This window comes from Ferranicluibacter rubi, from assembly GCF_011603255.1.
GTDB classification, from domain to species: Bacteria; Pseudomonadota; Alphaproteobacteria; order Rhizobiales; family Rhizobiaceae; genus Ferranicluibacter; species Ferranicluibacter rubi.
In genome coordinates, this window is record NZ_JAANCM010000002.1 from 449,648 (window position 1) to 472,077 (window position 22,430).

Below are 22,430 nucleotides of genomic sequence, written 5' to 3' on the forward strand. Positions count from 1 at the left end.
GGAAGACGAGCACGAGAAGCTGATGGCTTGTCCGGCCCCACGGACGGGCGGAAGCGGGAAGAAAGATCGGACCTATGGTCACCATTCTCGACCGGACCCAGAACGCGAATGAAGCGCCGCGCGTGCGCCATCCCGAAAAGGCCCACAAGCCCGATACGGAGATGCTGCGCAAGCCGGAATGGATTCGCGTGAAAGCCCCGACCTCGAAGGGCTATCACGAGACGCGCGATCTCGTGCGCTCGCATAAGCTGGTAACGGTCTGCGAAGAGGCGGGCTGCCCGAATATCGGCGAGTGCTGGGAAAAGAAGCACGCGACCTTCATGATCATGGGCGAGATCTGTACCCGCGCCTGTGCCTTCTGCAACGTCGCCACAGGCAAGCCGAATGCGCTCGACATGGCCGAGCCGGAAAACGTCGCCAAGGCGGTCCGGCAGATGGGCCTGTCGCATGTGGTCATCACCTCGGTCGACCGCGACGATCTGCCGGATGGCGGCGCCGAGCATTTCGAGAAGGTCATCTGGGCGATCCGTGCGGCTTCGCCGGAAACGACCATCGAGATCCTGACGCCGGACTTCCTGAAGAAGCCCGGCGCGCTGGAGCGTGTCGTTGCGGCCAAGCCCGATGTTTTCAACCACAACATGGAAACCGTGCCGGGCAATTACCTCACCGTCCGCCCGGGCGCCCGTTACTTCCACTCCGTCCGTCTGTTGCAGCGCGTGAAGGAGCTGGACCCCACCATGTTCACCAAGTCCGGCATCATGGTCGGCCTCGGCGAAGAGCGGAACGAAGTGCTGCAGTTGATGGACGACCTGCGCACGGCGGATGTCGACTTCCTGACCATCGGCCAGTACCTGCAACCGACCCGCAAGCATCACAAGGTCGAAGCCTTCGTCACGCCAGAGGAGTTCAAGTCCTACGAGACCGTCGCCTATACCAAGGGCTTCCTCATGGTGGCCTCAAGCCCGCTGACCCGCTCCTCGCACCACGCGGGTGACGATTTCGCCCGCCTGCGGGCCGCACGCGAAAAGAAGGTCCTGCTCGCCGCGGAGTAAAGGTCGCGTCCGCAGCGATGCCGTGACGGGCTGGAAAGCCGTGACCGTGTGCGGAAGCTGTCGGTTAGGCCATCGAAGCCGTTTGGCATGAGCTCTCATTCGTCCATTTCCCTGCTGACACTGTTCGTGTAGACTTACGCTATAAGCGTTTGAGGCACGGAGTCGGTCAGATGGACATGTCGGTTAAGGGAAAGCCGGGAACCGGCCGAATGCGAGGTCTTGGCCAGCGCCTGGGCCGTATGGCACTGGCGCCGCTCCACACACTTCAGATCGTCACCGGTCGCAAGGACTTCAAGAATGACGTCCTCGGCAGCGAACGACTGAACCGCAAAGGCTTGCATGTCTGGCGGGTAAAGGCCGCGGCGCGGGTAACGGAATGGCGGCGTAAGCGGCTGGCACACCTCGTGACGCCGGTGGAGCGGGATTTCTTCGCGGAGAACGGCTACATAGAGCGCCGCAATCTGCTGGATGACAGCCAGTTCCGGACCCTCGTGGCGGAGGTCGAGGCCTTGCAGGCACCCGCGCGCGAGATGCGAGAAGGCGGCGCGATAACGCGGCGCATTCCCCTGACGCCCGACGTTCTCGAGCACGCGCCCACCCTTGCCGCCTTTCTCAAGGACGAACGCTGGACCGGGCCCATTCGCTATGTCGGCGGTTTCGACGTCGAGCCCGTTCTCAGCATCCAGACGATCTTCGGCGAACCCTCCGTCTCCAAGAGCGGCAAGGATCCGCAGACCGACCTTCACATGGACACGTTCCACTCGACGGCCAAGGCCTGGTACTTTCTATACGACGTGCCGGAAGACGAGGGGCCTTTCACCTATGTCGCCGGCTCGCACAAGCTGACGCCGCGTCGTCTCGCGTGGCACAAGCGACAGAGCGTGCTGGCGGCGGAGCGGCGGGGAGGTGGGGCGTTCCGCATTCCCCTCGCTGCCCTGAAGCTGCTCCGTCTGCCGCAGCCGACGCGTTTTGCGGTGCCTGCCAATACGCTGGTGGTGGGCGATACCTTTGGCTTCCACGCACGCGGCCATTCCGCACGCCGTTCCATTCGCGTCGAACTCTATGCCTCGCAGCGACCCAATCCCTTCCTGCCCTTCATCGGCCTCGACAGCGCAAAGCTCCCCTATGTCAGCGGTCGCAAAGAGGTCATCTCCTGGTATTTCGAGGACTGGCTGGTTAAGCTGAAGCTTCAGCGGCTGATCTGGCGGCCTGTCGGTGCCGTCAAGGCCCGGGAGAGGCCGCCCGGCAACTGACACCCGTCACGTTGCGGGAGACAGGGCCGGGAGACAGGAAATGCCGCATGCCCTCAAGACCGTTGCGGAGGCCGCCGCCGCCGTCTCCCGCGCAAACCGCATCTCCGTCATCGGCTGCTCGGGCGGCGGCAAGACGACGCTCGCGAGGGCTCTCGGCCAGCGGCTCGATCTGCCCCATATCTCGATGGACAAGGCCTTCTTCTGGCTTCCGGGCTGGAAGAAACGCGACAAGGCCGAGGAACGTGCCCTCATTTTGGAGGCCGTGGCGGCCGAACGCTGGATCATGGACGGCACGGGGCCGTCGACCTTTCACCTACGCATGCCTCGCACCGAGGTCGTGCTCTGGTTGCGCCTGCCGCGTTGGCTCTGCCTGCTCAGCGTCTTTCGCCGGGTGATGACGAGCTTCGGCCGCGTTCGCCCGGATATGGCACCGGGCTGCCCGGAGCAGTTCCCGGACAGCGAATTCCTCACCTATATCTGGAGGTTCGAGCGAAACGTCGTTCCGCTGATCGAGCGCGAGATCGCGTTACACGGGCCGCATGTGGCGATTTTCACGCTGAAAACACGCCGCGACGTTGCCCGCCTTCTTGATCTTGTCTCCGCCGCCGACTAACTGCGTCTCATGCCGAAGTTCGAAACCAGACGCTTGGTGAAGCACTCCCCCGACCAGATGTTCGACCTTGTTGCCGACGTCGAGTCCTACCCAAAATTCCTGCCGCTCTGCGAAGCGCTGACTGTGCGGACACGCAAGGAGCGTGATGGCAAGGAGCTGCTTCTGGCCGACATGACTGTCGGCTACAAGGCGATCCGCGAGACCTTCACGACGCAGGTGCTTCTGAACCAGGCGGAGCATAAGATCGAGGTCAAGTATATCGACGGCCCCTTCCGCTATCTCGACAATCGATGGACGTTCGAGCCGGCGCCGGACGGCGGCTGCTCGGTCCATTTCTACATCGACTACGAATTCAAGAACCGCATTCTCGGCGCGCTGATGGGCTCGATGTTTGACCGGGCCTTCCGGCTTTTTGCCGAAGCCTTCGAGAAGCGCGCCGACACGGTCTATGCCGGCGCTACGGCCTGATCGGCAAGCGCCTGAAGCATGTCGAGCGATGTCCTGACGGTCGCAAGCCGCACCTCTTCGCGGCCGATCTCTCCATATTGCATGGCGCGGTGCAGGATGACGCCACGGCGTGTGGCGGCGACGATGTGCACGAGGCCGACGGGCTTTTCCGCCGAGCCGCCGCCCGGTCCGGCAACGCCGGTCACAGCTACGGCTGCTTCCGCTTTCGATTGCATCAGGGCGCCTCGGACCATCTCCAGCGCTGTTTCCCGCGAGACGGCGCCGAACTGGTTGAGCGTGGCCGGGCTGACGCCGAGCATGTCTATCTTTGCCGCGTTCGAATAGGTGACGAAACCGCGATCGACCACACGGGACGAGCCCGGAATTTCCGTGAGCGCGCCGGCGATCATTCCGCCGGTACAGGACTCGGCGGTCGCCACCAGCCATCCTCTCGCAACGAAGCTTTCGAGCAGGTTTTCGGCAGACTGCCGGATGTCGTCGGGCCAGAGGCTCATTGGAAACCTCCAGGGAAGCTGACCGTCGCCGTGGCGATCGCTGCGATCCCTTCGCGCCGACCGACGAAGCCGATTTTCTCATTGGTGGTCGCCTTGACCGAACAGCGGTCGAGCGAAATTCCGAGCATGTCGGACAGCGCGTGTCGCATGGCTTCGCGATGCGGACCGATCTTCGGCGCTTCGGCGATGAGCGAAATATCCGCATTCATGACGACGCCGCCATGCTGCCGCACGATGCCTGCTGCGTGTTCGAGGAAGATCCGAGACGCCGCGCCCTTCCACCTGTTGTCGGAGGGCGGGAAGTGATCGCCGATATCGCCGGCGCCGCAGGTAGCGAGCAGAGCATCCGTCAGCGCATGCAGCGCGACGTCGGCATCGGAATGGCCGAGCAGCGATTGGTCGTGGGGCAGGAAGATGCCGCAGAGCGTGACGCCATCGCCGGGCACCAGCTGGTGCACATCGTAGCCATTGCCGGTTCGCACATCGATCGTGCGTCCGTTCAGTTTCTTGTCCGCCATTGCAAGGTCCTGTCGGGTCGTCAGTTTCACATTGTCCGCCGAACCCTCGACGAGGGCAACCGGCAACCCGGCCCATTCGGCGATCGAGGCGTCATCGGTAAAGTCTGAGCGTCCGGAAATGGCCGCCGCTTCGTGGGCTTTCAGAATATCGGGAAGGGCAAAGCATTGCGGGGTCTGTGCGGCGAACAGCCGATCGCGCGATACGGTTTCCAACACGTCGCCGGAGGCATAGGCGCGCTTGAGCGTGTCGGTGACCGGGATCGCCGGAAGCACGGCATTGAAGCCGGCGGCAAGTTTGTCGAGGCACCGGTTGAGCAGGTCGGGATCAATGAAAGGCCGCACGCCATCCTGAATAAGGGCATAGGCAGCCCCGAGATCGGCGAGGGCTCTCAGACCCGCAAGCACCGAAGCCTGCCGCGTCGAGCCACCATGGACGATGGTGATGTCGGGTCGAAGGCGGCAGGCCGCGAGCGCGGAATCGAGGAGGGTTACGTCATCGGGATGGATCACGACAACGACGGGGCCGGCCTTGCCCCAGTCCGAGACGGCATCGATGGTCCAGGCGATAACAGGGCGTCCGCCGATCCGGCGATACTGCTTCGGACCTTCGGTCGAGGCACCGGCCCGCTCGCCGCGTCCCGCTGCGACGATGACGACACCGCATGAAAGTTCGCGTTCTCTTTGCATCTGCTGTAAGACGCCTCCCTGCCTGCCCTGAACTGCCGTTCGGCGAGAGGGTGCCGCGCGGTCCGTGTGAGCGCGTTTAACCCGCGCCGATGGGCTTTGCCAGCGAAGCTGGCAGGCGAATGAGGAAATTTACGGATGTCGCGTGAAAGCGCTTGGCAATGGCGATATCTATGTCTAAAAATAGTGCAGAAAATTCATGTGCCTGAAAGATAATCACTTGCATCTTCCGACATTGTCATCGCCCTTCGCGATCGAAGGGATGTCGTTTCGAAACCGCGTGGTGCTTGCGCCCATGTCGGGCGTGACCGATTTGCCGTTCCGTCAGCTGGCATGGCGCTATGGCGCAGGCCTCGTCGTGACCGAAATGGTAGCAAGCCGCGAGCTGGCTTGCAATGCGGGCGAGAGCTGGGCGCGGCTGAAAAATACAGGCATCACGCCGCATATGGTGCAGCTGGCCGGACGCGAGGCGCACTGGATGGCGGAAGCTGCCAAGATCGCGGCCGGGAATGGTGCCGATGTTATCGACATCAATATGGGATGCCCTGCAAAGAAGGTCACCGGCGGCTATTCCGGTTCGGCGCTGATGCGCGATCCGGACCATGCGCTGTCGCTGATCGAGGCGACGGTCCGCGCCGTCGATATTCCCGTGACGTTGAAGATGCGACTCGGCTGGGACGAGACGACGATGAACGCACCCGAGATCGCCCGTCGCGCCGAGGCGGCCGGCATCCGCATGGTGACGATCCACGGGCGCACGCGCATGCAATTCTACAAAGGGCAGGCAGACTGGGATGCGATCCGAGCCGTGCGCGATGCGGTGTCCCTGCCGCTGGTTGCCAATGGCGACGTTACGACGCTCGACGATGCGACCGAAATTCTGAAGCGCTCGGGCGCCGACGCGGTCATGACCGGACGGGCATGCCAGGGGCGGCCATGGCATGCGGGCGTTCTCGCCGGTGCCTGCGCCGCGCCGGAAGGGCAGGCGCGTCTTGATGTCATTTCAGAACATTACGAGATGATGCTCGCCTTCTACGGCATGGAGACGGGTGTTCGACATGCGCGAAAACATCTCGGCTGGTATATCGACCGGTTCGCGCCCGATGCCCCCGGGCATCGAAAGGCGTCCGTGTTGACGGCGACGGATCACAAGGCGGCGCTGTCGGGTCTTCTCGAACTTCTTCGGGATGGCGAGACAGCGGTTGAAAGGACGATGGCGGCATGAGCGGCAAAATAACCGACGACACAAAGAGCGTGTTGCCGATGGCGGTGCTGAACGCGATCCAGAACCCGGTGGTCCTCGTCAACGAGAGCGGGCTGGTAACCTTCGCCAATTGGGAGGCCGAGGCCTTCTTCGGTGCCAGCGCCAACTATCTGGCCCGCCACGATATCAGCACCTTCATTCCCTTCGGCAGCCCGCTGCTGACGCTGATCGAGCAGGTGCGAGAGCGCAAGGCAGCGGTCAACGAGTACCGGGTCGACCTGTCGTCGCCGAGACTGGGGGCCGACAAGCTGGTGGATCTCTACGTCGCGCCCGTGCTGTCTGAACCCGGCTGCGTTGTCATCGTCTTCCAGGAACGCTCGATGGCAGACAAGATCGACCGGCAGTTGACGCACCGCGCCGCCGCCCGGTCGGTGACGGGACTTGCCTCCATGCTGGCGCATGAGATCAAGAACCCGCTGTCAGGCATTCGCGGCGCCGCCCAGTTGCTGGAAAGCTCCGTCAATGACGAGGACCGGGCGCTGACGCGGCTGATCTGCGACGAGACCGATCGCATCGTCTCGCTGGTCGATCGCATGGAGGTGTTCTCCGACGAGCGCCCCGTGGACCGGCATCCGGTTAACATCCACTCCATCCTCGACCATGTGAAGGCCGTGGCGCGGGCGGGCTTTGCCCGTCGCATCCGCATCACCGAGAATTACGACCCCTCACTGCCGCCGGTCTATGCCAATCGCGACCAGCTGGTGCAGGTGTTCCTCAATCTCGTGAAGAACGCTGCAGAGTCGATCGGCGACAAGCCAGATGGCGAGATCATGCTGACCACAGCCTATCGCCCCGGCATCCGCCTGTCGGTCGCCGGCACACGCGAGAAGATCTCGCTGCCGCTCGAATTCTGCGTGCATGACAACGGTCCGGGCGTGCCGTCCGATCTCGTGCCGCACCTGTTCGACCCCTTCATCACCACCAAGACCAACGGCTCAGGCCTTGGCCTTGCGCTGGTGGCAAAGATCATCGGCGGTCACGGAGGCATCGTCGAATGTGACAGCCAGACCAACCGTACGACATTCCGCGTCCTCATGCCTGCGTCGAAGGGACCGACCGCCGAGGACCCCGAACCCATTGCTGTAAAAGGGAAGACCCGATGACTGGCGCCACGATTCTCGTTGCCGACGACGACGCAGCCATCCGCACCGTGCTGAATCAGGCGCTCAGCCGCGCCGGGTACGACGTCCGCATCACTTCAAATGCCGCGACCCTCTGGCGCTGGATTTCGGCGGGCGATGGCGATCTGGTGCTGACCGATGTCGTCATGCCGGATGAAAACGCGTTCGACCTGCTGCCGCGCATCAAGAAAGCCCGGCCGGAGCTGCCGGTGCTCGTCATGAGCGCGCAGAACACCTTCATGACCGCCATCAAGGCGTCGGAAAAAGGCGCCTACGACTACCTGCCAAAGCCCTTCGACCTGACCGAACTCGTCGCCATCATCGGCCGCGCTCTGGCGGAACCCAAGCGCAAGCCGGCGAAGATGGACGACGACACGCAGGACGGCATGCCCCTGGTCGGCCGCTCCGCCGCCATGCAGGAAATCTACCGCGTGCTCGCCCGTCTCATGCAGACGGACCTGACGCTGATGATCACCGGCGAATCGGGCACCGGCAAGGAGCTGGTGGCGCGGGCGCTGCATGACTACGGCAAACGCCGCAACGGCCCCTTCGTCGCGATCAACATGGCCGCCATTCCGCGTGACCTGATCGAGTCGGAGCTCTTCGGCCACGAGAAGGGTGCCTTCACCGGCGCGCAGAACCGGTCCACCGGCCGCTTCGAGCAGGCCGAGGGCGGGACGCTGTTTCTCGATGAAATCGGCGATATGCCGATGGATGCCCAGACCCGGCTTCTGCGCGTTCTGCAGCAGGGCGAATATACGACGGTTGGCGGACGCACGCCGATCCGTTCCGACGTTCGTATCGTCGCGGCGACCAACAAGGACCTGAAACAATCGATCAACCAGGGGCTCTTCCGTGAGGACCTCTACTACCGCCTCAACGTCGTGCCCCTGCGCCTACCGCCGCTACGCGACCGGGCGGAGGATATTCCCGATCTCGTTCGCCACTTCGTCCAGATGGCGGAGAAGGAAGGCCTCGATGTCAAACGCTTCGAACAGGAAGCGCTGGAACTGATGAAGTCCCACCCCTGGCCGGGCAATGTGCGCGAGTTGGAAAACGTCGTCCGACGTCTGACGGCGCTCTATCCGCAGGAGGTCATCAGCCGGGAGATCATCGAGAGCGAGCTGCGCTCCGACATTCCCGACAGCCCGATCGAAAAGGCAAGCGGACGATCCGGTCCGATGTCGATCTCGCAGGCAGTCGAGGAGAACATGCGCCAGTATTTCGCAGGTTTCGGCGACGGCCTGCCGCCCTCCGGTCTCTACGACCGCGTGCTGGCGGAAATGGAATATCCGCTGATCCTCGCAGCCCTTACGGCGACCCGCGGCAACCAGATCAAGGCTGCCGATCTCCTCGGCCTCAACCGCAATACGCTGCGCAAGAAGATCCGGGAACTGGGCGTCTCCGTCTATCGCAGCTCGCGGAACGCTTGACACCCTTTACCGACCGTTGCATTTACGCCACATTGTGTTGCTTGGATGACACATGGGAACCGACTCGTCCGCAAGGAGAGTTCGGGCCTCATGGTCATCGGGCGAGGTCCGGGGTCGCTGAGATCCCTGGACGAGCGGGACCGGTTCTTGCCGGATGCCGTCAATGGGTGGAATACGCATGGCCGAAGGGCTGATACTGCCATTGGCAAAGGACGAGGCGGGCAACGGCACGGATCGCCGCGCCGCCTTCGCTCTCCCGGGTCTCGTGCTGGCCTCCGGTGCGCTGGCCTGCGCGATGATTTCCTTGCTGGTGCTGCTCGGCCTGACGCCGATCAAGCCCGAAACCAATATCGTCATAGCCTCCGCGGCGATCAACGCGCTGTTCGTCATCGGCCTGATCTACCTGATCGGCCGCGAGATCATGCGGCTGCTGCGAGCCCGCAGCAAGGGCAGGGCTGCGGCACGGCTGCATGTCCGCATCGTCGCGCTGTTTTCCATCGTCGCCATTACGCCCGCCATTCTCGTTGCCATCTTTGCCTCGATCACGCTCGATGTCGGGCTCGATCGCTGGTTCTCGTTGCGGACGCAGGCGATCGTGCGGTCCTCCATCGATGTCGCGCAGGCCTATGTGCTGGAGAACGCGAGCTATCTGCAGGGGCAAACGGCGTCGATGGCGACCGACCTTGAGCGCAATCGCCAGCTCTACAGTCTCGACCGCACCGGTTTCGTGGATCTGATGACCCGGCAGGCGCGGGCCCGCGGCATGCTCGGTGCTTTTCTTGTGCGGGCGGATGGCTCGGCGATCCTCCAGGCCAACATCCCGACCGACCGGCCCTTGCCGGCCATCCCGGTCGATGCTCTGGCAAGCACCGTCTCGGGCCAGCCAACGCTCATCCCGCCCGGCATAACCAATCTCGTCGGCGCCATCATTCCACTCGACAATATCGCCGGGGCCTATCTCTACACTGTTCGCACCGTCGATCCCAAGGTGATGAACTCGATGCGGCTGATGGAGGAGAACGTTGCGGAATACCGCAACCTCGCCGCCGGCCGCACCTCGCTTCAGGTGGCCTTCGGGGTCCTCTATCTCGGCTTCGCGCTCATCGTTCTGCTGGCGGCGATCTGGGCGGCGATTGCGGTCGCGGACCGGATCGTCCGCCCCATCCGCCTGCTGATCGGCGCTGCCGACAGCGTTGCCTCGGGCAACCTCAACGTCGTCGTACCCGTTCACGCGGTCGATGGCGATGTCGGCAGTCTCTCGCGCACCTTCAACAAGATGATCGTAGAGATTCGCACCCAACAGCATCAGCTGCTCGAGGCGAAGGACGAGATGGACAACCGCCGTCGCTTCATCGAGGCCGTACTGTCGGGCGTGACGGCGGCCGTTATCGGCGTCGAGGACGATCGCCGCATCACCATCGCCAACCCCTCGACGGAGGTCTTCCTCTCTCGTCCGACCCTCGACATCGTCGGTGAGCGGCTGGCGGATGTGGCCCCCGAGATCGATGATGTGCTGACCGAAGCGATCTCCAGGCCGCGAAACGACTTCCGCAAGCAGATCAACATCATGCGCAACGGCAAGGAGCGCACGCTGAACGTTCAGGTGACCCGCGAGGAGGCGACCGATACGGCCGAATCCTATGTCATTACGCTCGACGACATCACCGATCTCGTCATTGCCCAGCGCTCGACTGCCTGGGCCGACGTCGCCCGCCGCATCGCGCACGAGATCAAGAACCCGCTGACCCCGATCCAGCTCTCCGCCGAGCGCCTGAAGCGCCGCTACGGCAAGCAGATCAACCCGGACGACCGGGCCGTTTTCGACCAGTGCACCGACACGATCGTTCGTCAGGTCGAGGATATCGGCCGCATGGTCGATGAATTCTCATCCTTTGCCCGCATGCCGAAGCCGACGAAGGAGCGCTCCGACCTCCGCGCGATCCTGAAGGATGCCGTTTTCCTGCGGGAAATGGGCACGAGCGACATCCAGTTCATCCGCGATTTCGGCGATGATGCTCTGGATGGCTCGTTCGATGGCCGCATGCTGGGGCAGGCCTTCGGGAACATCATCAAGAATGCGGTCGAATCGATCGAGTCGCTGCCCGCCGATGCGGAACGCGACGAGCCGAAGATCATGATCCGCTCCCGTCTCAACGAGAAGAGCGGCACCTACGTGGTCGATATCATCGACAACGGCAAAGGCCTGCCAACCGAGAACCGTCACCGGATCCTCGAGCCCTACATGACAATGCGCGAGAAAGGCACCGGCCTCGGGCTCGCCATCGTCAAGAAGATCATCGAAGACCACGGCGGGCATCTCGAACTGCACGACGCACCGGCCGATTTCGACCAGGGCCATGGCGCGATGATCCGCATCATCCTGCCTCCGGCGATCATCGCAGAGGCGGAGCGAAACCGCCCGGTTATCGCTGGTCCGCCCATAGAGTTATTGGGCCCTGATGCGAAACGAACGGGCTCCGCCGATGCGGAACACAAAGACGACGACAGACAAAGCAAGGAACTGACCGATGGCCGCTGATATTCTGGTTGTAGACGACGAACAGGACATTCGCGAGATCGTCTCCGGCATCCTGTCAGACGAAGGCTACGAGACGCGCATGGCGTTCGACAGCGACAGCGCGCTGGCCGCCATTTCCGATCGCGTGCCGCGCCTCGTCTTCCTCGATATCTGGATGCAGGGCAGTCGCCTCGACGGTCTGTCCCTACTGGACGAGATCAAGAGCCGGCATCCGGACCTGCCGGTCGTCATGATCTCCGGTCATGGCAACATCGAGACCGCCGTCTCGGCGATCCGTCGGGGTGCCTATGATTTCATCGAGAAGCCCTTCAAAGCGGACCGCCTTATTCTGATCGCGGAACGGGCGCTGGAAAACTCCAAGCTGAAGCGCGAAGTGACGGAGCTCAAGAAGCGCTCCGGTGATCCGGTGGAGCTGATCGGCACCTCCGTCGCCGTCTCGCAGCTGCGCCAGACCATCGAAAAGGTCGCGCCGACCAACAGCCGCATCATGATCCACGGGCCCTCCGGCTCCGGCAAGGAACTCGTGGCGCGGATGATCCACAAGAAGTCCGCCCGCGCCGCCGGCCCCTTCGTGGCGCTGAACGCTGCGGCGATCACGCCCGACCGCATGGAAATCGCCTTGTTCGGCACGGAGGGAACGCCGGGCCAGCCGCGCAAGACCGGCGCGCTGGAGGAAGCCCATGGCGGCATGCTCTATCTGGATGAGATCGGCGAGATGCCGCGCGAGACGCAGAACAAGATCCTGCGCGTGCTTGTGGACCAGCAGTTCGAGCGCGTCGGCGGTTCGAAGCGGGTCAAGGTCGATGTCCGCATCATCTCCTCGACCGCCTACAATCTGGAGAGCCTGATTGCGGAGGGCGCCTTCCGCGAGGATCTCTATCACCGTCTGGCGGTCATTCCCGTCCGTGTGCCGGCACTTGCCGATCGCCGGGAAGACATTCCGTTCCTAGTCGATATGTTCATGCGCCAGATCAGCGAACAGGCGGGCATCCGCTCGCGCAAGATCGGCGACGATGCGCTGGCCGTCCTGCAGGCACATGGCTGGCCGGGCAATATCCGCCAGCTTCGCAACAATATCGAGCGCCTGATGATCCTCGCGCGTTCGGACGGCCCGGACACGGTCATCTCGGCCGACATGCTGCCGACGGAAGTGGGCGACAGCCTGCCGAAGATCTCCGCCCAGGGGGACCAGCACATCATGACGCTGCCGCTGCGCGAGGCGCGCGAAATGTTCGAGCGGGACTATCTGATCGCGCAGATCAACCGTTTCGGCGGAAACATCTCGCGCACGGCGGAGTTCGTGGGCATGGAGCGTTCCGCCCTGCATCGCAAGCTGAAGTCGCTCGGTGTGTAAGAGCTAGGGAACGCTGCGGACCCTACGGTGTCACGGAAACGTCGCGCAGGCTTTTTCGACATTGCGAAAGAGACCTTGATGCGATACCAGATTCCGCAGCGTCTGAGGGGCAGGCGCGCGGGGCAACTCTCGATTTACAGACGTATCAACCGGTTGATTTCGAACCGGCAATAAAGAAAGAAGCGGCGCTATGGCGGAACGTTCTCAGAACCTGCAGGACCTTTTTCTCAATACGGTTCGCAAGCAGAAGATCTCTCTCACCATCTTCCTCATCAACGGCGTCAAGCTGACGGGCGTCGTTACCTCGTTCGATAATTTCTGCGTGCTGCTGCGGCGCGACGGGCATTCCCAGCTCGTTTACAAGCACGCCATCTCGACCATCATGCCGGGCCAGCCCATGCAGATGTTCGAGAGCGAAGAATCCGCCTCCTGAACACCGGACTGAAGCCATCACAAAACACAACGATACCCCAGACAGCATCATCCCCGAGACCGAAAAGCACCGCGACGACATGCGGGCGCTGGTCATCGTCCCGGTCGTCAAAAAAACCGGGCGGCAGCACGCCGAGCAACCGCATTCGATCCGCTCGGACGAGGCTCGTCTCGAGGAAACGATCGGTCTGGCACGTGCCATCGATTTGTCCGTCGTCCAGGGTCTGGTCGTGCCTATCGCCCAGCCGAAGCCGGGAACGCTGCTCGGCAGCGGCAAGATCGAAGAGATCGGCCATCTGCTGGACACGCAGGATGCCGGCCTCGTCATCGTGGATCACCCGCTGACACCGGTGCAGCAGCGCAATCTCGAGAAGGAATGGAACGCCAAGGTCATCGACCGCACGGGCCTCATTCTTGAGATCTTCGGCCGTCGCGCTTCCACAAAGGAAGGCACGTTGCAGGTAGATCTGGCGCATCTGAACTACCAGAAGGGCCGTCTGGTCCGCAGCTGGACCCACCTTGAACGTCAGCGCGGCGGCGCGGGCTTCATGGGTGGTCCGGGTGAAACCCAGATCGAGGCCGACCGCCGCCAGCTTCAGGACAAAATCATCAAGCTGGAAAAGGAGCTGGAGCAGGTGCGTCGGACGCGCCAGCTGCACCGCTCCAAGCGCCGCAAGGTGCCGCATCCCATCGTCGCTCTCGTCGGCTATACCAATGCCGGCAAATCGACGCTGTTCAACCGGATCACCGGCGCGGGCGTGCTGGCCGAGGACATGCTGTTTGCGACCCTCGATCCGACGCTGCGCCGGATGAAGCTGCCGCAAGGCCGCACCGTCATCCTCTCAGACACTGTCGGCTTCATCTCGGACCTGCCAACGCATCTTGTGGCGGCATTCCGGGCGACGCTCGAAGAGGTGCTGGAAGCCGACCTGATCCTGCACGTCCGCGACGTGTCGGATCCAGATCACGCGGCACAGTCCGAAGACGTCGAGCGCATTCTCGAAGATCTCGGCATCGACGAGAAGGCGCGCACCGAGCGCCTGCTGGAGGTCTGGAACAAGATCGACCGGCTCGAGGAAGAGCCGCATGCGGCGATGCTCGAAAAAGCGGTGCATACGCCCAATACGATCACCGTTTCAGCCGTGACAGGCGAGGGGGTCGATGCCCTTATGCAGGAGATCAATCGTCGTCTATCCGGCGTCATGATGGAGACGACGGTCACGCTGCCCGTCGACCGCCTGCAGCTTCTGCCCTGGCTTTACGAGCATGCGATCGTCGATCATCGCGAAGATCTCGAGGATGGCTCCATCCGGCTCGATCTGCGCCTGACGGAAACGGAGGCGGGGGAACTCGACCGTCGTCTCGGCCAGGGACAGAAACCAGCCGCGGAAGACTGGGAATAGCAAAAGAGGCGCCACGCCACGTGGCGCCTTACCTGTTCTAGCCCTTAATATCAGGGCATTGCGACCTGACAGTTTCCCGACAGGATTTCGGCTCTACCACACCCTCAGCATAGCCTGACGGGTTCCCGCCGGCGTTCTGACGGGAGTGACCCCTTGAAAATCCCCACGTTTTCTCGACCTGAGATCGGCAGTATCCCGCTGACCCTCATCGTGTCGGCCTATCTGCTCGTCGTCACCAACATCACCTTCTGGAGCCGCACCGCCGCAGCGTTCTCCTCCAACAAAACGAGCCTTCTAGCCTTCTCGGTCGCGATATCGCTGCTGACGATCTGCGCGCTCGTGACCCTCTCGGTCCGCTACGTCGTCAAGCCTGTCCTGATCCTCTGCGTTCTCGTCGCTGGCTTCGCGTCCTACTTCACCGACACCTACGGCGTCGTCGTGGACAAGGAGATGGTGGAGAGCGCCTTCGTGACGACGGGGGCGGAGGCCGGGCACATCCTGACGCCGCATTTCGTGCTTCACGTCCTCGTCTTCGCCGTCCTGCCGGCTATCCTGATCGGCCTCGTGCGCGTCCGCCACCGTCCGTTCCTGCAAAAAGCCCTGCGAAACCTCGCCCTGATCCTTCCGGCCTTCGCCGTGGCGCTCGTTCTCATCGGCTATAACTATGCGGCCATCGCTTTTGTCGCCCGTGAGCGGAAGGAAGTGCTCAACGTCTTCAACCCTGCAGCGCCGCTGTCGTCGGCCGTCCGGTTCGCGCTCTCCGCCTATAAGGAGGTCGATGCCGTGGTCGCCCCCTTCGGCACGGACGCCCGGGCGGGAGATCGGCTCGCTGCTGAGAAGAAGCCGGTCGTCGTCGTGGTCGTTGCGGGGGAAACCGCACGCGCCGCCAGCTTCTCTCTGGATGGCTATGCCCGCGAAACCAATCCCGAGCTCAAGGCGCTCGGCGTGGTCAACTTCGCCAACACGAGCAGCTGCGGCACGGCAACCGCCGTATCCTTGCCCTGCATGTTCTCCGGCTACCGGCGGACGGAATACAGCGAGAGCAAGGCGCACACCCGCCAGAACCTCGTCGATGTCCTCACCCATGCCGGCGTGAACGTCTCCTGGTGGGACAACAATACCGGCAGCAAGGGTATCGCCAAGCTGATTGACTATGCCGCGATCAACGGTCGCCAGAACAGCCCGCTCTGTCATGAAGGCGAATGCCTCGACGGCATCTTCCTCGATGGCCTCGACAGCAAACTCGCCACGATCAAACACGATTCGGTGATCGTGCTGCACCAGCTGGGCAGCCATGGTCCCGGCTATTTCGGCCGATATCCCGAGGCGTACCGCCGCTTCACGCCCGACTGCCGCACGGACGAGCTGATGAATTGCTCGCATGACGAGATCGTCAATGCCTACGACAACACGATCCTCTACACCGACCACATCCTCGCCAGTGTCGCCAAACTGCTGGCAAAGCACGAAAACACGATATCCGGCGCCATGATCTATATGTCCGACCACGGCGAATCGCTCGGGGAAAACGGCATCTACCTCCATGGCGCGCCTTACGCGATCGCGCCGAAGGAGCAGACCCATGTTCCCTTTATCTCCTGGTTCTCGCCGTCCTATGCCCGGACCATGGGGCTTGATACGAAGTGCCTTCTCGCCTATTCGGATGCGGCCATGTCGCACGATAACCTGTTTCACACGGTGCTCGGCATGATGAACATCCAGACGGATGTCTATAATCGCGAACTGGACGCTTTCGCGCCCTGCGTGGCAAGAAGCTGAGATGAACAGGAATACGCTGCGCATGCAGGAGCGAGAGCCGACCCAGAAGCTGCCGCGAAAGCTCACAGGCTTCCAGCACTTCTTCGCCGCCGCGACCTACTCTGTGGGGGGCGCCCGGCGTCTTCTCGGCGAAGCCGCCTTCCGGCAGGAGCTTATCGGCTTTGCCCTGGCGATGCTGGCCTTCGCCATCAGCGGTGCAACACTGTTCCAGTACGTCGCGATGATGCTGCTCTTCCTGCTGATGATCGCGTTCGAGGCGCTGAACACGGCGATCGAGGAAATCGTCGATCGGGTGTCTCCCGAAATTTCGGAAATGGGCCGCAATGCCAAGGATCTGGGCTCGCTCGCGTGCCTCTGCCTGATCCTCGCCAATGCCGGCTATGCGTTCTATGTCGTCTTCCTCTCGCATGTCGTGACCGACATGCCGTTGACCGGGCTGTAATGCCGCAAAGGTGACCACCGCGCGCTTCCTGCGAAACTGTGCATGAAAGCAAGCGCTTCTAAAAGTTGACCTTCAGGTTCAGCTTATTTATACCGCCTCTGCCGGGCGCGTCGCCCGGGCACTCTCAGGAGGTCGTTATGAAAATTTCCGTTCGCGCCGCAGGCTTCGTTGCCGCAGCTGCTCTTCTGGCTGGGATGAACCCCGCGCTCGCCCAGTCCGAATCCGCCGGCATCGTCGTCTACAATGCGCAGCACGAGAGCCTCGGCGTTGCCTGGGCGGAAGCCTTCACCAAGGAAACCGGCATCAAGGTGACGCTGCGCAAGGGCAGCGACATGGAGTTTGCCAACCAGATCGTTCAGGAGGGTGCCGCATCCCCCGCTGACGTCTTCCTCACCGAGAATTCGCCGGCCATGTCGCTGGTCGATCAGACCGGCCTGTTCGAACCGGTCGCAAAAGACACGCTCGCGCAGGTTCCCGAGACCTTCCAGCCGTCGAACGGCCATTGGGTCGGCGTTGCCGCCCGTTCCACCGTCTTTGCCTATGACAAGACCAAGCTGACCGAGGACAAGCTGCCGAAGTCGCTGCTCGACCTCGCCGATCCCGCATGGAAGGGCCGTTGGGCCGCATCGCCGGCCGGCGCCGACTTCCAGGCGATCGTCAGCGCGCTTCTGGCGCTGAAGGGCGAAGCTGCCACCAAGGAATGGCTCGCCGCGATGAAGACGAACTTCACCGCCTACAAGGGCAATTCGACGGCCATGAAGGCCGTGAACGCCGGTGAAGTCGAAGGCGCGGTGATTTACCACTACTACTACTTCGGCGATCAGGCGAAGACCGGCGAGAACAGCAAGAACGTCGCACTGCATTTCTTCAAGAATCAGGACCCGGGCGCCTTCGTCAGCATCTCCGGCGGCGGCATCCTCGCGTCCAGCCAGCACAAGACCGAGGCACAAACCTTCCTGAAGTGGCTGACGGGCAAGGGCGGACAGGCCGTCCTCCGTGACGGCACCTCGTTCGAATATGCCGTTTCCAAGGATGCGGAATCCAATGCGGCGCTTCCGGCACTCTCCACGCTGGACTACCCGAAGGTCGATCCGCAGTCGCTGAACAGCAAGTCGGTCACCGATCTGATGACGGCAGCCGGCATTCTCTAATCGCTGGCCCGGCGTCATCCCGACGCAACATCACGTCTGCGTGACGATTCTGGATTGATTTCATCCACAATCGCCGCAATAGGTCATCGCGACCCGTGCGCGCTTCCTTTTAGGAGGCGCGCATCTTTCCGTTCCGTCTAGAGGCGCCACCCGTGCCGCATGCCGATGCCAAGTCCTTCGCTGTCTCCCCCGGCGCGACACCGGGCCGTCTGACGCTCGGGCAGCGACGGCGCGCGCGGCTTGCCTACCCTCTGGTCACGCTGCCGGCCCTGCTCGTGGCTCTGGTCAGTCTCATTCCGCTCGGTTTCGTCGCGATCGTGACGGTGCAGACGGGGTGGGATCAGGTGGTCGCGCTCGTTTTTCGCGGCCGTGTCGGCGATCTCCTCATCAACACCGTTCTTCTCGAAGCGGCGACGGTGCCGCTGACCATCGTGCTCGCCGTCGCGCTGGCCTGGCTGACGGAGCGCACGGACCTGCCGTTCGCAAGGCTCTGGGCCTGGTTCGCCGTTGTGCCGCTCGCGGTTCCCGCCTTCGTGCATTCCTACGCCTGGATCAGCCTCGTTCCGGGCCTGAAAGGCCTCAGCGGCGGCGTCCTCGTCTCGGTGCTCGCCTACTTTCCATTCCTCTATCTGCCGGTGGCCGCGCAGCTGCGGAGGCTGGATCCGGCCATCGAGGATGCCGCGGCGTCGCTCGGTCTCAGCCCGTGGCGGGTCTTCTTCCGAGCGGTCCTGCCGCAATTGCGGGTCGCGATCTGCGGCGGCAGCCTGCTCGTCGGCCTGCATCTCCTGGCCGAATACGGCCTTTTCGTCATGATCCGGTTCGATACGTTTTCGACGGCGATCGTCGATCAGTTCCAGTCGGCCTTCAACGGCCCCGCCGCCAACATGCTCTCCAGCGTCCTCGTCCTCTGCTGCCTGGCGCTTCTGGGTACGGAAGCGCTGGCGCGGGGCGGCGAGCGCTATGCCCGCGTCGGTTCTGGCGCGCCGCGCATGGTGACGCGCCACGCGCTCGGTGTATGGCTGTGGCCGGCGCTGGGTCTGAATCTCCTCACGGCCGCGCTCGCCATCGGCGTGCCGTTCACGACACTGACGCGGTGGCTGGCCATCGGCGGGCTGGAGATCTGGCCGTTGCAGACGGTGGGCAATGCCGTGTTGCAGACCGTTCTCCTCGCCGTCATGGGCGGCATGCTGACCACGGTTGCCGCCGCGCCCATGGCCTGGCTCTCGGTGCGCGCACCCGGCCGCCTGCAACGGGTGCTGGAAGCCTGCCACTATTATGTCGGCTCCCTACCGGGCGTCGTCGTGGCGCTGGCGCTGGTCACCATCACCGTTCGGCTGGTTCTGCCGCTCTACCAGACATTCGCAACCCTTCTCTTGGCCTATGGCCTTCTGTTCCTGCCGCGCGCGCTGGTAGCGCTGCGGGCCAGTATCGCACAGGCGCCGGTCGAGCTCGAGCGTGCCGCGATGGCGCTTGGGCGGGCACCCTTGCAGGCCGTCCGCGTCACGACGATGCGCCTTGCCGCGCCCGGTGCCGCTGCCAGCACCGCCCTCGTTGCACTCGGCATCACCAACGAACTCACCGCCACCCTCATGCTATCGCCAACCGGCGTCGAAACGCTTGCCACCAAGTTCTGGTCGCTGACGAGCGAGATCGATTATGTCGCTGCGGCACCTTACGCGCTGATGATGGTGCTTTTGTCCCTGCCACTGACGCTGGTTCTCCACCGCCAATCCAGTCGCGCAAGCGGGAGCGCCGCATGAGCCTGCTGTCCATCCAATCCGTCAGCAAGACCTACGGCCGCGATGCGCGCGCCCTGATCGACGTTTCCCTCATCGTTCCCGCCGGTGCGCGAACCGCGATCGTCGGTCCCTCCGGCTCCGGCAAGACGACGCTTCTGAAGTTGATCGCCGGCTTCGAGCGACCCGATGCCGGCCGCATCACGCTGGAAGGCGCTTTATTGGCTGGCGAGGGCGTTCATGTGCCCGCCCATAAGCGTGGCATCGGCATCGTCTCGCAGGACGGCGCACTGTTTCCGCATCTGACCGTCGGCGAGAATATCGGTTTCGGCCTGCCGAAACGGCAGGAAGGCCGCGACAAGCGTATTGCTGCGCTGATGGCGACGGTGGAACTCGACGCGGACATGCTCTCGCGGCGTCCGCACCAGCTCTCCGGCGGCCAGCAGCAACGCGTGGCGCTCGCCCGCGCCCTGGCGCTCGAACCCCGGCTGATGCTGCTCGACGAGCCGTTCTCCGCCCTCGATACCGGCCTGCGCGACACCATGCGCCGCACCGTCTCGCGCATCCTCTCGGCTTCAGGAACGACGTCCATTCTCGTGACGCATGATCAGGGCGAGGCACTGTCCTTCGCCGATCATGTCGCGGTGTTTCGGGAGGGACGACTGGTTCAAGCCGGTAGCCCGCAATCGCTCTACCGCTGCCCCGCCGATCGGCAGACGGCGCTTTTTCTTGGTGATGCGGTGCTGCTGGACGCGACGGTGATCGCAGGACAGGCGGAAACCGTTCTCGGTCCTATTCCTGTCGGACCGACCGACAAAGCCTCTTCCGACACAGCATCGCGGTCGCTCGTGATGCTCCGGCCGGAGCAGTTGCGCATTCGCTGGCTCGGTCTTGGCGAGGCTGATCTGATGAAGGGTGTGCAGGCACGCGTGCTCGACAGCGAGTTCGGCGGCGGCCTTTGCCGGTTGACGGTGGAGGTGGGCGAGGGCCCGGCCCGCACCGTTCTCGATCTGCGCGTCTCGGGCTTCGATGTCGCCGCACCGGGTGAGACGGTGGCCATCGAGGTGGTGGGGCAGGCACACGTCCTGCCCGCCTGACGCTATCAAAAAGTCTTGATCAGGCGAAGCTCTTCCGACGACGTGCCACGGCGGCGGTTTCCTGCACGGCCGGGACCGTCTGAAGCACGCGGCGCGCCGGCAGGATGGCGATGACCTCCGTCCCTTCGCGCAGCTTCGAGCGCAGGATGAACTCGCCATCGTGTTTTGCAAGGATCGCCTGCACGATCGGCAAGCCGAGACCTGTTCCCTGTTCCGCGCTCTTGATGGCGATCGACCCTTGGCCGAAGGCCGAGAGCACGACGGGGATTTCCTCTTCCGGGATGCCCGGACCGTCATCCTTGATGGACAGATACTGTCCGCCGCCCGCCGTCCACCCGACCTTGACCGAGATCTGTCCGCCCTGTGGGGTGAACTTCACGGCGTTCGACAGCAGGTTCAGCGTTACCTGCCGCATGGCCTTCTCGTCCACCCAGACGGCCGGCATGCCCTGCTCGAACTGTTCGGTGATCGTGATGCTCTTCGTACGGGCGCGCAATTGCACCATGCCGATACAGTCCTCGGTAATCTCTGCAAGCAGAATCGCTTCCTCGTTGAGGTCGTAGCGGCCCGCCTCGATGCGGGAGAGGTCGAGAATTTCGTTGATCAGGTCGAGCAGGTGCTTGCCGGAGCGGTGGATATCGCCGGTATACTCCTTGTAGGTCGGGTTGTTCAGCGGCCCCATGACCTCGGTAAACATGACTTCGGAAAATCCGAGAATGGCGTTCAGCGGCGTGCGCAACTCATGCGACATGGAGGCGAGAAAGCGGGATTTGGCAAGGTTCGCCTCTTCCGCCCGCCGGCGTGCCTCGTCCGACATGGATTTCGCGACTTCCAGTTCCGCGATCAGATCGTCCTTCTCGGCTTGAACGGAGAGGATCTGGATATTGGCGCGTCGCATCCGCGTCGTCATGTAGACGAGAAAGGCAAGCGACGTCGAAAGCACGATGGCGAGCGCGACGAGATCCCCACGCCCGGCCATGATGGCGGTGCCGGTGAGAAGGGCGACGCAGGGTGCGAACGTGACGATCAGCGCATAGCGGAGCAGAATGGTGGCGATGGCCGTGGCGGCAAGGGCCACGAGAAGGGCCACGCCCTTGTACAGCCCGAAATCGCGCGGCACGCAGGATTGGCAATCCTGCAGCAGGAACAGCGCCCACACAATGCCCATCAGACCCTGTACGGCAAGGAACCGCCGACGCCAGTAGACGACGGCCTCCGGCGTCAGATCCTTTCGTCGGGCCCGCTGTGCTGCAAGGAGGCCGAGGGCGTGGATGACGAGGGCTACGATCAGCCAACCGACGATCTGCACGTTCTCCGTCAGATAGAGCCCGCCGGCCGCGATCATCATCAGGAGAATCGGCATCGCTGCTGCGCCCTGCAGGACGGAAGCGACGTAGAGAGCCAGCATTTCCTTGTCGAAGCCGGCACCGTTCGACGGGCCGGATTGCAGGCGTTCGCGATTCGCGCGCACGGTTTTCGACACAGCCTTGTTGCGATGGCTGCGCGATTTGTCGACAATGATCTTGTCGGTCGATGTGCTGACGCCCTGATTCATCTTGTCCGGAAAGTCTGACGGATACCCAACAGATTCTAGGTA

Annotated in this window: 19 protein-coding genes; 16 read left to right on the forward strand and 3 right to left on the reverse strand. The window is 63.2% G+C overall.

Annotated elements, in window-relative coordinates; genetic code table 11:
• Positions 1–74: 74 nt before the first annotated feature.
• The 4 genes from lipA to G8E10_RS06100 all read left to right on the forward strand — a co-directional run bounded on the left by lipA (position 75) and on the right by G8E10_RS06100 (position 3,386).
• On the forward strand, positions 75–1,052 hold the full coding sequence (gene lipA / locus G8E10_RS06085) for a lipoyl synthase (protein ID WP_110798805.1): 978 nt from the start codon (positions 75–77) through the stop codon (positions 1,050–1,052).
• Positions 1,053–1,222: 170 nt separating this feature from the next.
• A complete protein-coding gene (locus G8E10_RS06090; protein WP_281517421.1) occupies positions 1,223–2,305 on the forward strand; it encodes a phytanoyl-CoA dioxygenase family protein in 1,083 nt (360 codons plus the stop codon).
• Between the two features lie 40 nt (positions 2,306–2,345).
• Positions 2,346–2,918: a P-loop NTPase family protein gene (locus G8E10_RS06095; RefSeq protein ID WP_167127799.1), complete on the forward strand. Its 573-nt coding sequence runs from the start codon at positions 2,346–2,348 to the stop codon at positions 2,916–2,918.
• A 9-nt stretch (positions 2,919–2,927) separates the two neighbouring features.
• A complete protein-coding gene (locus G8E10_RS06100; RefSeq protein ID WP_132663368.1) occupies positions 2,928–3,386 on the forward strand; it encodes a type II toxin-antitoxin system RatA family toxin in 459 nt (152 codons plus the stop codon).
• Here G8E10_RS06100 and G8E10_RS06105 read toward each other — a convergent pair.
• Together G8E10_RS06105 and G8E10_RS06110 are read right to left on the reverse strand one after the other, a co-directional pair.
• The gene (locus tag G8E10_RS06105; protein WP_167127802.1) at positions 3,365–3,880 is read right to left on the reverse strand and encodes a CinA family protein; all 516 of its coding nucleotides are present in this window, start codon (positions 3,878–3,880) and stop codon (positions 3,365–3,367) included. The genes G8E10_RS06100 and G8E10_RS06105 overlap by 22 nt on opposite strands.
• Complete coding sequence (locus G8E10_RS06110; RefSeq protein ID WP_167127805.1) at positions 3,877–5,085, reverse strand: bifunctional 2-C-methyl-D-erythritol 4-phosphate cytidylyltransferase/2-C-methyl-D-erythritol 2,4-cyclodiphosphate synthase; 1,209 nt, start codon at positions 5,083–5,085, stop codon at positions 3,877–3,879. The genes G8E10_RS06105 and G8E10_RS06110 overlap by 4 nt, the downstream gene beginning before the upstream one ends.
• A gap of 196 nt (positions 5,086–5,281) precedes the next feature.
• Between G8E10_RS06110 and dusB the strand changes: the two genes are divergently transcribed.
• From dusB to G8E10_RS06170, 12 genes are all read left to right on the forward strand, one after another.
• Positions 5,282–6,307, forward strand: a complete 1,026-nt coding sequence (dusB, locus tag G8E10_RS06115) for a tRNA dihydrouridine synthase DusB (protein ID WP_167127808.1) — start codon at positions 5,282–5,284, stop codon at positions 6,305–6,307.
• Positions 6,304–7,449: a two-component system sensor histidine kinase NtrB gene (locus G8E10_RS06120; protein ID WP_132710834.1), complete on the forward strand. Its 1,146-nt coding sequence runs from the start codon at positions 6,304–6,306 to the stop codon at positions 7,447–7,449. The genes dusB and G8E10_RS06120 overlap by 4 nt, the downstream gene beginning before the upstream one ends.
• Positions 7,446–8,900 (forward strand): nitrogen regulation protein NR(I), encoded by a 1,455-nt coding sequence (ntrC, locus tag G8E10_RS06125; RefSeq protein WP_092933547.1) that lies wholly within the window; start codon positions 7,446–7,448, stop codon positions 8,898–8,900. The genes G8E10_RS06120 and ntrC overlap by 4 nt, the downstream gene beginning before the upstream one ends.
• Positions 8,901–9,078: 178 nt before the next feature.
• On the forward strand, positions 9,079–11,439 hold the full coding sequence (locus tag G8E10_RS06130; RefSeq protein ID WP_167128066.1) for a sensor histidine kinase NtrY-like: 2,361 nt from the start codon (positions 9,079–9,081) through the stop codon (positions 11,437–11,439).
• Positions 11,429–12,793, forward strand: coding sequence for a nitrogen assimilation response regulator NtrX (gene ntrX, locus G8E10_RS06135; protein WP_062596507.1), 1,365 nt, complete (start codon positions 11,429–11,431; stop codon positions 12,791–12,793). Before G8E10_RS06130 ends, ntrX begins: the two co-directional genes overlap by 11 nt.
• Positions 12,794–12,983: 190 nt before the next feature.
• On the forward strand, positions 12,984–13,226 hold the full coding sequence (hfq, locus tag G8E10_RS06140) for an RNA chaperone Hfq (protein WP_018325164.1): 243 nt from the start codon (positions 12,984–12,986) through the stop codon (positions 13,224–13,226).
• Between the two features lie 79 nt (positions 13,227–13,305).
• Positions 13,306–14,628 (forward strand): GTPase HflX, encoded by a 1,323-nt coding sequence (gene hflX / locus G8E10_RS06145; RefSeq protein WP_167127811.1) that lies wholly within the window; start codon positions 13,306–13,308, stop codon positions 14,626–14,628.
• A 153-nt stretch (positions 14,629–14,781) separates the two neighbouring features.
• Positions 14,782–16,407, forward strand: a complete 1,626-nt coding sequence (locus G8E10_RS06150; protein ID WP_167127815.1) for a phosphoethanolamine transferase — start codon at positions 14,782–14,784, stop codon at positions 16,405–16,407.
• A 1-nt stretch (position 16,408) separates the two neighbouring features.
• The gene (locus tag G8E10_RS06155) at positions 16,409–16,849 is read left to right on the forward strand and encodes a diacylglycerol kinase (protein ID WP_425530818.1); all 441 of its coding nucleotides are present in this window, start codon (positions 16,409–16,411) and stop codon (positions 16,847–16,849) included.
• Positions 16,850–17,043: 194 nt separating this feature from the next.
• Positions 17,044–18,000 carry an iron ABC transporter substrate-binding protein gene (locus G8E10_RS06160; protein WP_425530825.1) on the forward strand — a complete coding sequence of 319 codons (957 nt, stop codon included), beginning with the start codon at positions 17,044–17,046 and terminating at the stop codon, positions 17,998–18,000.
• 209 nt (positions 18,001–18,209) lie between these two features.
• Positions 18,210–19,760: an ABC transporter permease gene (locus G8E10_RS06165; RefSeq protein WP_281517458.1), complete on the forward strand. Its 1,551-nt coding sequence runs from the start codon at positions 18,210–18,212 to the stop codon at positions 19,758–19,760.
• Positions 19,757–20,833 (forward strand): ABC transporter ATP-binding protein, encoded by a 1,077-nt coding sequence (locus tag G8E10_RS06170; protein WP_167127824.1) that lies wholly within the window; start codon positions 19,757–19,759, stop codon positions 20,831–20,833. Before G8E10_RS06165 ends, G8E10_RS06170 begins: the two co-directional genes overlap by 4 nt.
• 19 nt (positions 20,834–20,852) lie before the next feature.
• Here G8E10_RS06170 and G8E10_RS06175 read toward each other — a convergent pair whose 3' ends face one another.
• On the reverse strand, positions 20,853–22,388 hold the full coding sequence (locus G8E10_RS06175; protein WP_167127827.1) for a sensor histidine kinase: 1,536 nt from the start codon (positions 22,386–22,388) through the stop codon (positions 20,853–20,855).
• Between the last annotated feature and the right edge of the window lie 42 nt (positions 22,389–22,430).

Coding starts and splice junctions, on each gene's coding strand:
- lipA (WP_110798805.1), top strand. CDS start 75: ATGGTCACCATTCTCGACCGGACCCAGAACGCGAATGAAGCGCCGCGC.
- G8E10_RS06090 (WP_281517421.1), top strand. CDS start 1,223: ATGGACATGTCGGTTAAGGGAAAGCCGGGAACCGGCCGAATGCGAGGT.
- G8E10_RS06095 (WP_167127799.1), top strand. CDS start 2,346: ATGCCGCATGCCCTCAAGACCGTTGCGGAGGCCGCCGCCGCCGTCTCC.
- G8E10_RS06100 (WP_132663368.1), top strand. CDS start 2,928: ATGCCGAAGTTCGAAACCAGACGCTTGGTGAAGCACTCCCCCGACCAG.
- G8E10_RS06105 (WP_167127802.1), bottom strand. CDS start 3,880: ATGAGCCTCTGGCCCGACGACATCCGGCAGTCTGCCGAAAACCTGCTC.
- G8E10_RS06110 (WP_167127805.1), bottom strand. CDS start 5,085: ATGCAAAGAGAACGCGAACTTTCATGCGGTGTCGTCATCGTCGCAGCG.
- dusB (WP_167127808.1), top strand. CDS start 5,282: ATGTGCCTGAAAGATAATCACTTGCATCTTCCGACATTGTCATCGCCC.
- G8E10_RS06120 (WP_132710834.1), top strand. CDS start 6,304: ATGAGCGGCAAAATAACCGACGACACAAAGAGCGTGTTGCCGATGGCG.
- ntrC (WP_092933547.1), top strand. CDS start 7,446: ATGACTGGCGCCACGATTCTCGTTGCCGACGACGACGCAGCCATCCGC.
- G8E10_RS06130 (WP_167128066.1), top strand. CDS start 9,079: ATGGCCGAAGGGCTGATACTGCCATTGGCAAAGGACGAGGCGGGCAAC.
- ntrX (WP_062596507.1), top strand. CDS start 11,429: ATGGCCGCTGATATTCTGGTTGTAGACGACGAACAGGACATTCGCGAG.
- hfq (WP_018325164.1), top strand. CDS start 12,984: ATGGCGGAACGTTCTCAGAACCTGCAGGACCTTTTTCTCAATACGGTT.
- hflX (WP_167127811.1), top strand. CDS start 13,306: ATGCGGGCGCTGGTCATCGTCCCGGTCGTCAAAAAAACCGGGCGGCAG.
- G8E10_RS06155 (WP_425530818.1), top strand. CDS start 16,409: ATGAACAGGAATACGCTGCGCATGCAGGAGCGAGAGCCGACCCAGAAG.
- G8E10_RS06160 (WP_425530825.1), top strand. CDS start 17,044: ATGAACCCCGCGCTCGCCCAGTCCGAATCCGCCGGCATCGTCGTCTAC.
- G8E10_RS06170 (WP_167127824.1), top strand. CDS start 19,757: ATGAGCCTGCTGTCCATCCAATCCGTCAGCAAGACCTACGGCCGCGAT.
- G8E10_RS06175 (WP_167127827.1), bottom strand. CDS start 22,388: ATGAATCAGGGCGTCAGCACATCGACCGACAAGATCATTGTCGACAAA.